10 protein-coding genes and 1 pseudogene are annotated in these 12220 nt (G+C 50.9%); 3 read left to right on the forward strand and 8 right to left on the reverse strand.

Going from position 1 to position 12220, the window contains the following annotated elements:
* Positions 1–145: 145 nt before the first annotated feature.
* Both R50912_RS34655 and R50912_RS34660 read right to left on the reverse strand, forming a co-directional pair.
* Positions 146–646, reverse strand: a complete 501-nt coding sequence (locus R50912_RS34655; RefSeq protein WP_156122898.1) for a hypothetical protein — start codon at positions 644–646, stop codon at positions 146–148.
* Between the two features lie 193 nt (positions 647–839).
* On the reverse strand, positions 840–1289 hold the full coding sequence (locus R50912_RS34660; protein WP_156122899.1) for a hypothetical protein: 450 nt from the start codon (positions 1287–1289) through the stop codon (positions 840–842).
* 430 nt (positions 1290–1719) lie between these two features.
* On the opposite strand from R50912_RS34660, the pseudogene R50912_RS01260 reads away from it, so the two are divergent.
* Both R50912_RS01260 and R50912_RS01265 read left to right on the forward strand, forming a co-directional pair.
* Positions 1720–2870: pseudogene (locus R50912_RS01260) on the forward strand (IS110 family transposase).
* 469 nt (positions 2871–3339) lie between these two features.
* Positions 3340–4083, forward strand: coding sequence for a class I SAM-dependent methyltransferase (locus R50912_RS01265; RefSeq protein ID WP_052415892.1), 744 nt, complete (start codon positions 3340–3342; stop codon positions 4081–4083).
* 68 nt (positions 4084–4151) lie between these two features.
* Here the strand turns inward: R50912_RS01265 and sigJ are convergent, their stop codons facing one another.
* A complete protein-coding gene (sigJ, locus tag R50912_RS01270; protein ID WP_042231733.1) occupies positions 4152–5015 on the reverse strand; it encodes an RNA polymerase sigma factor SigJ in 864 nt (287 codons plus the stop codon).
* 290 nt (positions 5016–5305) lie between these two features.
* Between sigJ and R50912_RS01275 the strand changes: the two genes are divergently transcribed.
* On the forward strand, positions 5306–5785 hold the full coding sequence (locus R50912_RS01275; RefSeq protein ID WP_039296948.1) for a carboxymuconolactone decarboxylase family protein: 480 nt from the start codon (positions 5306–5308) through the stop codon (positions 5783–5785).
* A 127-nt stretch (positions 5786–5912) separates the two neighbouring features.
* On the opposite strand, the gene R50912_RS01280 is transcribed toward R50912_RS01275, so the two are convergent.
* The 5 genes from R50912_RS01280 to R50912_RS01300 form a co-directional block, all read right to left on the reverse strand.
* The gene (locus R50912_RS01280; protein ID WP_042231737.1) at positions 5913–6740 is read right to left on the reverse strand and encodes a carbohydrate ABC transporter permease; all 828 of its coding nucleotides are present in this window, start codon (positions 6738–6740) and stop codon (positions 5913–5915) included.
* Between the two features lie 12 nt (positions 6741–6752).
* On the reverse strand, positions 6753–7634 hold the full coding sequence (locus R50912_RS01285) for a carbohydrate ABC transporter permease (protein WP_042231742.1): 882 nt from the start codon (positions 7632–7634) through the stop codon (positions 6753–6755).
* 235 nt (positions 7635–7869) lie between these two features.
* Positions 7870–8673 carry a response regulator gene (locus tag R50912_RS01290; RefSeq protein WP_042231745.1) on the reverse strand — a complete coding sequence of 268 codons (804 nt, stop codon included), beginning with the start codon at positions 8671–8673 and terminating at the stop codon, positions 7870–7872.
* 27 nt (positions 8674–8700) lie between these two features.
* On the reverse strand, positions 8701–10473 hold the full coding sequence (locus R50912_RS01295) for a sensor histidine kinase (RefSeq protein ID WP_156122900.1): 1773 nt from the start codon (positions 10471–10473) through the stop codon (positions 8701–8703).
* Positions 10474–10747: 274 nt separating this feature from the next.
* Positions 10748–12079 (reverse strand): ABC transporter substrate-binding protein, encoded by a 1332-nt coding sequence (locus R50912_RS01300; RefSeq protein ID WP_231637756.1) that lies wholly within the window; start codon positions 12077–12079, stop codon positions 10748–10750.
* Positions 12080–12220 lie beyond the last annotated feature (141 nt).

Raw genomic sequence — 12220 nt, forward strand, 5'->3', positions numbered from 1 at the left:
GAGCCCAATGTATGCGAATAACCGAATACAATGTGCCAATGATAGGGTAAACGAGCCGAATGTATGCGAAAACAAACATGTCTTTCAAGGCACAACTCCAGCATGAAAATGAGCATGGCTAAAAAACAGAATATCGTCTTTTCATTTATTTAACATATTTTAACGAAAAACCGAACACAATTGGACTGGGTGCACCGCGTAGGCCGAATGTAATCGAAAAACCGAACACAATTGGACTGGGTAAGCCACGTAAGCCACGTAAGCCAAATGTAATCGAAAAACCGAACACAATTGGACTGGGTGCACCGCGTAGGCCAAATGTAATCGAAAAACCGAACACAATTGGACTGGGTGCACCGCGTAGGCCAAATGTAATCGAAAAACCGAACACAATTGGACTGGGTGCACCGCGTAGGCCAAATGTAATCGAAAAACCGAACACAATTGGACTGGGTACGCCGCTTAAGCCGAATGTAATCGAAAAACCGAACACAATTGGACTGGGTAAGCCACGTAAGCCAAATGTAATCGAAAAACCGAACACAATTGGACTGGGTGCACCACGTAAGCCAAATGTAATCGAAAAACCGAACACAATTGGACTGGGTGCACCGCGTAGGCCAAATGTAATCGAAAAACCGAACACAATTGGACTGGGTGCGCCGCGTAGGCCGTGCGTTTATCGCAGTGCCAGACGTATTTTCACAGAAAACCGAGTACATTGTGCCAACGATAGGCTAGATGAGCCAATGTATGCGAAAAACAAACATGTCTTTCAAGGCACAACTCCAGCATGAAAATGAGCAGCGTGGCTAAAAAACAGAACATCGTCTTTTCATTTATTTAACATATTTTAACGGAAAACCGAACACAATTGGACTGGGTAAGCCACGTAAGCCACGTAAGCCAAATGTAATCGAAAAACCAAACACAATTGGACTGGGTGCACCGCGTAGGCCAAATGTAATCGAAAAACCGAACACAATTGGACTGGGTGCACCGCGTAGGCCAAATGTAATCGAAAAACCGAACACAATTGGACTGGGTGCACCGCGTAGGCCAAATGTAATCGAAAAACCGAACACAATTGGACTGGGTACGCCGCTTAAGCCGAATGTAATCGAAAAACCGAACACAATTGGACTGGGTAAGCCACGTAAGCCAAATGTAATCGAAAAACCGAACACAATTGGACTGGGTGCACCACGTAAGCCAAATGTAATCGAAAAACCGAACACAATTGGACTGGGTGCACCGCGTAGGCCAAATGTAATCGAAAAACCGAACACAATTGGACTGGGTGCGCCGCGTAGGCCGTGCGTTTATCGCAGTGCCAGACGTATTTTCACAGAAAAACATAATACAATGTGCCAATGATAAGCTAGACGAGAATGTATGCGAATAACCGAATACAATGTGCCAATGATAGGGTAAACGAGCCGAATGTATGCGAAAACAATCATGTCTTCCAAGGCACAACTCCAGCATGAAAATGAGCAGCGTGCGTTTATCGCAGGTTGTGCCATCCCATACTTTTAGTACCATGGTGAACACTACGCTACGGTTAATGGTGGTTTACCCCTGTGCGAAAACTGTAAGGATCGAACTCTGTGTACAACTCCTTGCTAGCTTCAAATCGCCCGTTTGGAGAACTGCGAACAGAAAAATGGTTAAGCTCGAGTTCATCCTCACCATGGAATTTAGGTTGGAGCTGATGATATGGAAGTCATGTATTCACGATGCGCCGGAATGGACGTCCATCAAGAAACCATCGTAGTATGCGTCCTCACGCCCGGTGAAGAGGATCAAGTCGAGAAGGAAACACGTACGTTTGGCACGATGACGAAACATTTGTTTGAGCTCTTAAAATGGCTTGAACACAAGGCGGTCACCCATATTGCCATGGAAAGCACGGGGGTGTATTGGAAGCCGGTGTATAACATCTTAGAAGGTTACTTTGATGTTACGGTGGCTAATGCACAACGAATCAAGAATGTCCCGGGCCGGAAAACGGATGTATGCGATGCCGAATGGATTGCCAAATTGCTTCGTGTAGGATTAATCGAGCGGAGTTTCATTCCTTCCGAGGATGTGCGGGAACTCCGTGATTTATGCCGGCTTCGTAAGAAACGCCTGGGCCAACTCACGGCGGAAAAGAATCGTATCCAGAAATACCTCGAATGCTCGAATGTGAAATTGGGAACGGTGGTTTCGGATGTATTTGGGGTGTCCGGCCGGAACCTGCTGGAAACCTTGATTACGAAAGGCTATGTCGATGCGGAGGATGTGGAGGAAAGTGTAAAAGGCAAACTTCGAAGCAAGAAGGAAGCCATTAGAGACTCCATGCTCGGCACGATCACTCGCCACCAAATGGATTTGATCCGCGACTGCTGGGACCACATCGAATACCTGGAGAAGTCGCTCAGCCAGTTAGAAGAAAAAATCGATGCTCATCTAGAACCGTACCGGGAAGAATACGAGCTGCTTCAGACGATCCCCGGGGTGAGCGAGGCCACAGCAGCTGTTCTTATTGCAGAGATTGGAGTCAATATGGATCAATTCCCATCGTCCGATCATCTCTCTTCATGGGCAGGGTTGGCCCCCGGTAACCACGAAAGCGCTGGTAAAAAAAAAGTACAAAGAGCTTAAAAGGAAATTCACATACAAAAGTAGCATTATGCGAAGCGGCTTGGGCAATCGCTCGTACAAGAAACAACGGTTTATCCACAAAATTTTGGAAGATCGCCTCTCGGCGGGGAAAGAAGAAAGCTTGCATTGCGATGGCACGAACGATACTGGTCATAGCCTATAGCATGCTAAAAAACAAACAAGCTTACCTCGAAGGCGGACCCCAAAAACGAGCAAGTTAATTCGTGTTACCAACTCATTGATCGTCTAAACACGGACTCATGGAAATGGAGATCCCGGGCATTGTATTGCCCAAAAACAGAAATTCGTTCATTCGCCTGGTTACCTTTATTTTCACAGAAAACCAAATACAATGTGCTAACGAGCTGTATGAGAAAAACTAAAGGGATAGATCCCTGTAATTTCACCGGATGCGGGGCAAAGGAGGGAATGAGGAGTATTAGTCCGCTTGGAGCAAGGTGAGGTCGTCTTAAAGTAACATAAGCTCCAAAGCTTCAGCTTGATTCGCCCGTTACATAGAGTGAACTTAATAATCTAACTCGGCATTCCAGGGTATTGGTATGAGCGGCCCTGACAAATCCCAGCTATGTGGGATGGCGGTTCCGGGGTGCAGCCCTGATAATGAACCATATTCATTATCGGGGTTGACCGGCAGGTTCCGCTCAACCAACCGATTCCGGAGGGGATGTAATGAAAGACAGCATAAGCAGTACAGGCAGCTCAGCTAGCTCAGGCAGTCTCTGGGAGCAGGCGGACGCAGATCAATACGTTCAGAATATAAGCCGCAAAATCCCCGGCTATCAGCTGCAGTATGATCTGATGGATACGCTGATAACGGCGCTGATGGATAAGCTGAACCATCCCGAACTGCTGATCGTCGGAGCAGGCGGAGGACAGGAAATTCTGCAGCTCGGCCGTTCCCATCCTGATTGGATCTTCAGTGGGCTGGATACTTCGCAGGGAATGCTCCTGGCTGCTGAACAGCGGCTTGGCGCAGCAGGTATGGTGGACAGAGTACGACTGCATCATACGGAGATAAGTTCCTGGAATTGTAGCAGACAGTACGATGCTGCGACCTGCATGCTGGTGCTGCATTTTGTGAAAGGGTGGGAGAACAAGCTGGCGCTGCTCCGTTCCATTGCCGGGCGGCTTAAGCCGGGAGCGCCGCTGTGTCTTTCCGCAATCAACGGGGAGCCGGCTTCCCCCGCATGGCGGATTCAGATGGCCGGCTGGAGGCTGCATATGCTGGGTAACGGCATTGAACAAGACCAGTGGCAGGCCTTCGAGCAATCGTTCGGCGTGACCTCGCACCCGCTTCCGGCCGAAGAGATGGAACGGCTGCTGCGGGAGGCCGGGTTCACGGGGATGTCACGATTCTTCGGCTCCTATCTGATTGACGGCTGGGTGGCCGTGAAGGTGCCGGACAATGCGTGACCTGAACGGGGTTCGTTACTAGTTGGAGTCTACAGGGGGCGGGGGCTTGCGGAAACCCGTTACCCGCCCTAACTCCCCGCATAATGCAGCTTATCCGGATTGCGGACAATGTATAAATTCCGGATCAGATTGTCCCGGATATGCAAAAGTCCTATGGTATGAACACCCTCGTCCGAGCGGAGGATCAGGCCGGGCTGTCCGTTAATCCGGCCGGTTTCAATAGTCACCTCACCGTGAATTGTAGCTGCCCTGCGGAAAGGCCCCAGCAGGAAGCTTGCTACAAGCTCGCGGGTGATTACCGGTTCGGCAGCAGCGCGTACTTTGCCTCCGCCGTCAGAGATCAGCTCGACTGCCGGATCAAGCATCGTCAGAATCTGGTTCATGTTGCCCTGCTTCAGGGCGGCCAGGAACCCGTTCACCCATTCCTCTGTAGCCGCCTCCGGCTGGACAGGCTCCCCGGAGATGAGGCCCATCTTGGCACTGGCCCGGCTGAAGAGCTTGCGGCAGTTCGGTTCACTTTTGTCGACCAGTCCGGCAATCTCCTGATATTCAAAGCCCAGCGCCTCACGCAGCACAAACACGGCCCGCTCCGCAGGGGTCAGCCGCTCCAGCAGGACAAGCATGGCATAGGATAAGAGATCATCCTGAACTACGGAGTCCATGGAATCCCCGGCTGTACCGGCAAGAGGCTCGGGCAGCCATTCGCCGAAATATTCCTCCCGCTGTCTGCGCGCAGATTTGTGCAGATCCCGGCAGCGGTTCGTGACCATTTTACACAGATAGGCTTTCGGTTCGGCCAGCCGCTCCGGCGGCACATCATACACCTTCAGGAATACGTCCTGAACCGCATCCTCGGCATCGGCGGCTGATCCGGTTAACTGGTAGGCAAGTTTAAACAATAGGTTCTTATACTGGGCATACAGCTCCTGCATAACGCCACTTCCAATCCTTATATATAGTCAATCTAACTCCGCTATAATGTAGACAATATAAAGAGGAGAGGTGTGACAGGAGAGAGCGGGGATGCGTGAAGTTGCCTATCATTCATGGGGGGTACGTTCGAAAACTGGACCGGACAAAAAATCTGCTGCTGTATTGTCACAGAACGAATAGCTGTCTCGTTATATGTCCGAAGGGCGGAGCAAGGCCGGAAAACGCCAGGCGGAAGACAATGTCTGGACCGGACCTTAATTACAACCAGCCCAATAGGAGGAGTATAGTTATGGCACAACGTGTGAATTATATGCAGCAGTCCCCGGAGCTTTTCAAGAAATTTCTCGATTTCAGCATGGCCTTGAAGAACAGCTCTATTGAGGAGAAAATTGAAGATCTGGTGTCCATCCGGGCTTCCCAGATGAACGGCTGCGGCTTCTGCCTGGACATGCATGTGAAGCAGGCCAAGATTAACGGCGAGAGTGAACTGCGTCTCTATCACATCTCTATCTGGCGGGAATCAACACTGTTCTCTCCGCGTGAACGGGCTGCACTCGCCTGGACGGAGGTACTGACCAAGCTGCCGGAGCATGGCGTGCCTGATGAGCTGTATGACCGTGTCCGTGGACAGCTGTCCGAGCAGGAAATCTCTGATCTGTCCTTCTCGGTTATGGCGATTAACGCCTGGAACCGGGTGAACGTGGGCTTCACAACCGTGCCGGGTTCATCTGATGCGGCCTATGGCTTGACTAAGGCTGGATTGTCGTAACTCAGGGGCCAGAATTGACGGCAGCTTAACGCGATAAGCCTCAATCTTGAATCGAGATCCACATGTATTTAAAAGGAGCTATGCCACCGTACGTTCTGTGGCATAGCTCCTTTACTTATAGGTGGGGTCAGCCCTTGACCGCTGAGCTGGCTACACCTTCAATAATGTATTTCTGGCCGAGCAGGAAGACGAGGATCATGGGCATGATTCCGGCTGTTGCAGCGGCCATCATGCCGTTGTAGTCGACATTGTTCTCCAGGATGAAATTCTGCAGCCCGAGCGGGACGGTGAACAGATCATGGTCAATCAGGAAGACGAGGGCATTCTCATAATCATTCCAGTGCCAGGAGAAGTCGATGATGGCCAGTGTGGCCAGTGACGGCTTAGCCATCGGCAGGATAATGCGCGAGAAGATACGGAAATGCCCTGCGCCGTCGATGAAGGCGGCCTCCGAAATTTCATGAGGCACTGAGAGGAAGAACTGCCGCATCATGAACACGCCGAAGATGGTGAACATTCCCGGCAGGATCAGCGCCCAATGGGTGTTGTAGATGCCGGCCCAGTCGAACATGATGAATTTGGGCACGAACAGCACCTGCGGGGGAACCATCATCATGGACAGATAGACCATGAACATGGTGTTCCGCCCTTTGAACTCAATTCTGGCAAACCCATAAGCAGCTAAGGCGGATAAGGAAACGGCACCTATAGTGCTCAGAATAGCCACCTTAAGGGAATTCAGATAGTAAGGCACGAAGCTGCCCTGACCGGTCCAGACCTTAACATGATGGTTCCAGTTGAAATGGCTTGGAATCCACTGGACCGGATATTGAAAGACCTCTGCTGGTGTCTTAAATGAAGTGCTGATCATCCAGATGAAGGGTACAATCATGACGATGCTGAAGAACAGCATGATGAGGGTGGCAATGCTTTTGGTAACTACGGCTTTATTCATGTTCTCAGCTCCTTAGTAGTGAACCCAGCGTTTCTGGCCCAGCCATTGAATCACGGTGACAATCAGAATGATCAGGAACAGGGCCCAGGAGACCGCTGAAGCATAGCCCATTTCGTAATAGCGGAAGGCATTCTGATAGATGAACAAAGATAACACGGTGGTGCTGTTCCCCGGTCCGCCTTGCGTGATCGCCTGAATGATCCCGAACTGCTTGATCGACATAATCAGTCCGGTAATCAGCAGCAGGAAGGTGGTCGGACTAACCAGCGGCCACAGGATACTGCGGACGGTCTGCCAGGTGCGGGCGCCGTCGATTTTGGCGGCTTCCAGCAGCTCGCCGGACACTTCCTGCAGGGCGGCCAGATAGATAATCATGTTATAGCCGAGCATGAACCAGATCCAGATGATGTCAATCGCATACATGGAGGTTTCCATGGTTGACAGCCAGCCGGGTGGATTCGCGATGCCGACCGAGCGGAGAATACCGTTAATCGGCCCGTTGTTCGGATGAAACAGCAGCATCCAGACAAAGGCTACAGCGACGCCGCTTGTAATATAAGGCATGAAGTACAGGGCGCGGAGCAGCTTTTTCAAATACACGGATCGGTTCAGCACAACGGCAACGATGAACGCGAGGCCGATCGATACCGGGACGGAGACCAGGAACAGCAGTGTGTTCTTGATGGCGATATAGAATACCTCATCCCCCAGCATCCGCTGAATGTTGGCCAGCCCGATGAATTTGGTATGGGTACTCATAAACTTATAGTCTGTAAACATGAGATAGAAAGAATAGACGGCAGGTATGATGAAAAATAAAATCACGCCAATCATATTTGGCCCGATAAACAGATAGCCCAGGTACTGCTGCCGCTTCATCCAGGATGCCTTCACATAGCCCCACTCCTTTTAGGTCTTTTGATTACTTTGATCACACTACAAGCATAACAAGCGGCCTCAGGGGGGTTAAGGAACAAAACCAACGACTTCATGCTACAGAAATATACATTTGCTGAGCGGCGGCGGGCGGTGCTATCTTAGTTTTGTTCTATTCCTGTCCACAGCAAGCAGCGGCATTCCCGGAAGGAAGGCCGCTGTATAGGAGAGCTAAGCATTTATTGGAGCCAAGCTATATGCTTACGGATTCTGTATTATGCCGCTGAGTATGCCGGTACTGGCTCGGCGTCTGCGCAGTGAGGCGTTTGAAAATTTTGATGAAATAGTTATCGTTAACGAAGCCGACCCGGTTGCCAATCTCGTATACCGGCAGATCGGAGTGGATCAGGAGCTGGATGGCCTGGTCCACCCTGATCTGATGCAGATAATGGATCAGGGTCTGGCCGGTTTTCTTTTTGAACAGGGTGCTGACATAATTCTCGGCCATCATGACATACTGGGACATCGACTTGACGGTAATATCCTCATCATAATGGGCGTGCAGATACTGGAGGATCTTCTGAATCTCGGGATGGCTGGTAAGCTCCTCATGAGGCAACGGCGGCAGGGGAACAGCAGAATTGGACGGGCCGGCACTTACCTTGCGGTTCTCCTGGCTCTTCACCAATTCATTATTGATCTTGCGCAGTGTGTCACGGAGTGAATTCACACTCATGGACAGCTTCAGGATATAATTGGAGGCCCCGTATTCCATCGCCTGCCGTACATTCTCGAAATCGCTCATGCAGGTAAGCATCACGAAGCGGGAATCGAATCCTTCTTCACGGGTTCTGCGCAGCAGCTCGACACCATCCATCTCCGGCATGACAATATCCGAAATCACCAGATCGGGAGCATCCTGCCGGATCATCTCCAGCGCTTCTGCACCATTGCCCGCTTCTCCGCTGACGATGAACCCCAGCTCTTCCCAGGCAATGATCTCACGGACGCTTTCCCGTACAAAAACCTCATCCTCAACCAGCAGAACTTTCCACATGTGTGATTCCCTCCCGTATAAATGCGCTTAAGCCGGATGTCCGTTGCCGTAAGGTGCAGACAATAGAAGCGGTATAGTGAAGCGGACAGTGACACCTTCCCCGGTGGAGAGAACCTCCAGCGTCCCTTCTTCCCTGAACAGCAGCCGCAGCCGCTCCTGAATATTACTCAACCCGATGCCCGGACGCTTGCGCGGGGCTTTGTTCAAACCTGCCTGCTCCATGCCTACGCCGTTGTCCCTGATCTCTACACTCAGCCGGTTCTCTTCGCGGTGTACGATCAGCTCGATCAGGCCGTTGCCGGGCAGTCTGCTGATCCCGTGAATAATGGCGTTCTCGACCAGCGGCTGGAGGCTGAGCTTGGGAACCAGCGCATATAGAACATCCTCGTCATAGCGGCAGGTTAATTCGAATTTGTGGGCGTAGCGGACCTGCTGGATATGAACATAGGCTTCAACAAGCTCTATCTCATCCTTCAGATGGATCAGATCCTTATCGGTATTCAGACTGGCCTCCAGCAGCTTGCCGAGCGACAGGGTCATGTTCGTAATATCCTCATTGTGCTCACGGATGGCAATCCATTTAATTGTATTCAGCGTGTTCAGCAGGAAGTGGGGATTCGTCTGGGCCAGCAGCATCTGGAAATGGACAGCCTCCTTCTGGCGCTCCTCGGCCTTCAGCTTCTGGATCAGCAGGTGAGTATCGTCAAGCATGGTATTGAAGGTCCGGGTCAGATCCAGGATCTCCCCGCTGAATTTATGCTCCGGCAGGCGGATCTTGAGACTCTTCTGCACGGCCGCCTTCATCTTGTTCTGCAAATGGGACAACGGGCGTGTGATGGTCGTAGCGATCACGAAGGTCATCATCAGGAAGATGCTCGTCAGGACAAAGAACGTAATAAAGTACTGCTGCTTCAGCCCTTCGATCTCCACGAACAGCACAGACAGCGGAATCCGGTTGACGATATACCAGTCCAGCGATTCGACATAAATATAATTAATCAGCGAATTCGAATCCTTGTCGATAAAATACTGCTGTCCGGGCTGCCCGGCGAATCCCGCCTTAACCTTCGCAGATAAAAGACTGCCCGGAACGGACTGTGAGATATCTTCTCCCGAGCGGGTAATCAGGAAATACTGCTGCTCCAGATCCGACTGCTTATGAATGGAGCGCAGCCAGTACGTATAGTCAATGCTGATCCGGGCCATCCCGTAAGGTTTGTTCCGGGCATCCTCCAGATAAGCGTACAAGGATAGAAGATAGGCACTGGTGGAGACATCGCGCAGCACGTAGTTAGTATCATTGGGTACCCAGTGATAAGAGCTGGTATTCATCTGGCCCCGGTCGAACCCGGGATTGGCCTTTAGATCCGAGTAGATCAGCGAATCCTTAGGCGGATAAGAGGTGTATGCGCTTTCAGTTAAGTCCAGAATCATGAAATAGACCGAAGGATTGTACAGGAAGAAGCTGTTGTTCAGGTTCTTGAAAATATTCTCCATCAGCCGTTTATTCTCCAGCTCATTACGCTGTCCGGGATGGAGCAGCACGGACTTGACGGTGTCATCCTGCTTCAGGAACAGCAGCGTCTTGAAGGCGATGCTGATCTGATCCTCCAGCGTGCGGTACATCTGCTCCAGCTGGTAATGGCTTTGCTGGCTGATTTTCTTCTGGACCAGTGTCTCAATGCGCTGGTAGTTATACATATTCAATGCGCCGAAGGGCAGCAGAATCAGGCATACAAAGGCGGTAAACAAGCGGTATTTCAATTTCTGGGGAATCAGAATTCGCATGAGCTTTGACACACGGCTGCACCTCCAAACACAATTGCACCTGCCCGGTCCGGGAGGATAAGGGTCTCTATGGTTTAGATTATAGCATAATAAAAAAGCAGCACAGCCAATACCTTAAATTGCATGGTTTTGTTCCAGCGGGCGCTGGTTGAAGGCTGCAAATGCGTAGTTTTGTTCTATTGCTGTTGCTTGACAAAAAGAAAAGGAGGCGCCATTGATCCTATGGCAATCCCCCCTGGTTATACATGTGCTTTCTCAATTTTAACTTCTATTTCTTTTTCTAATTTTACTTATTCTGCTTCAGATACTCGTTATGCCGGGTTACCATCGCCTGCACCGTCTGATCCAGCGACTGTGAATCAAGGAAGTATTTCTCGTATTCCTGTGAGCGCAGATCCATAACCTCCTGAGGCAGGCTGCGTACATAGGTCGGCGTCTGATTGTCGAACATGACATACATCAGGGAATCCAGATCGTAGGAATCGCTTTTGTCGCCAATGAGACTTTTCAACGCATCATCCTGATTGGCATCCTTCGAAGCCGGCAGTCTTCCGCCTGCTGCCATCGGCGACATGCCGCCATCGGAATACCATTTCAGGAATTCCCAAGCCGCTTCCTGCTTCTTGGACTTGGCATTAATGGAGATATAATCGCCTAATCCCCCGCGGGACACATAATCATCCGCAGCTTCGGTGAGCCGGGGTACCGGCGCGAAGGCGATGGTGAAATCACGCGGGAAATCCGTGAAGTTATTCGAGCTGCGCAGCAGCCACGCCCCGATATTGAGCATCGGTACCTCTCCGCTGAGGAACACCTGCTCGACCGGCATTTTGGACGTCAATTGCTCGCCAAGCGGCGGTGTGGTCTTATCGTCCTTCATCATTCCGTTCAGGGTTTCCAGCCACTGCTTGACGAGCGGATGATCCAGATTGGAGGTGCCGTCCGCCTTAGTGTAGCCCTCCTGGGAGAGCACGGAGTCGATAGGGTCCACGAACGGCTCCATATTCTGAATGAATCCGTACTGGTCGCCGGTCTTCAGCTTCTTCGCGTATTCACGCAGCTCATTCCAGGTCCATTCCTTCGGAACCGGCAGGTTAGCCGCGTCAAGAGCCTCTTTGTTCAACGCGATGAAGAACGGGCTTTTGGTAGTGGGAACGCCGTAATACTTGCCGTCAATCTTCCAGCTCTCCGCGTCAACGCCCATTTTCTCGTCGATATTGTAATCGGTAAAGGTACTTAGATCCAGCGCCAGGCCCGATTCTACCCGTTTGGAGGCATGGGAGATCGTGTAATTCACGAATAAATCTACATCCTGCCCGGTAATCATGGCTGTATCCAGCTTGAGGTTCCCGTCGTCGTCATTAACATAGCGTACATATTCTACCTGGATTTCGGGATGCTCCTTGTTCCAGTTATCAATGACCTCCTGCGGGCCGGATTCCGGCGGAACGCCGCCCCACATTTTGAGGGTTACCGGGCTTGCAGATGTTGCCCCATTGCCTTTGGCAGGGCTTTCATTATTGGCTGCAGATGAATTGCTGCTGTTACCGCAGCCTGTAGCCAGGCCCATTATAAGAACGAGTGATGTAATTCCGGCGATCCAGCGTGTTTTTTTCAAAAGCGACAACCTCCCTGTATAACTGTATAGGCTTGCAAATCAAGAATAGCAGATCGCAAAATGCCTCAGAAGTAACAAAAAACCTGAGAATATGGAACATAACTTTACATTTCACCGGCCGGATTCTGCTCCTGTGCAAGG

The sequence above is a fragment of the Paenibacillus sp. FSL R5-0912 genome, assembly GCF_000758605.1.
In the GTDB taxonomy this organism is placed as follows: domain Bacteria; phylum Bacillota; class Bacilli; order Paenibacillales; family Paenibacillaceae; genus Paenibacillus_AQ.

What these genes read in the sequence shown, in the direction of transcription:
- R50912_RS01265 (WP_052415892.1), top strand. Translation starts at nt 3,340, where the DNA reads ATGAAAGACAGCATAAGCAGTACAGGCAGCTCAGCTAGCTCAGGCAGT.
- sigJ (WP_042231733.1), bottom strand. Translation starts at nt 5,015, where the DNA reads ATGCAGGAGCTGTATGCCCAGTATAAGAACCTATTGTTTAAACTTGCC.
- R50912_RS01275 (WP_039296948.1), top strand. Translation starts at nt 5,306, where the DNA reads ATGGCACAACGTGTGAATTATATGCAGCAGTCCCCGGAGCTTTTCAAG.
- R50912_RS01280 (WP_042231737.1), bottom strand. Translation starts at nt 6,740, where the DNA reads ATGAATAAAGCCGTAGTTACCAAAAGCATTGCCACCCTCATCATGCTG.
- R50912_RS01290 (WP_042231745.1), bottom strand. Translation starts at nt 8,673, where the DNA reads ATGTGGAAAGTTCTGCTGGTTGAGGATGAGGTTTTTGTACGGGAAAGC.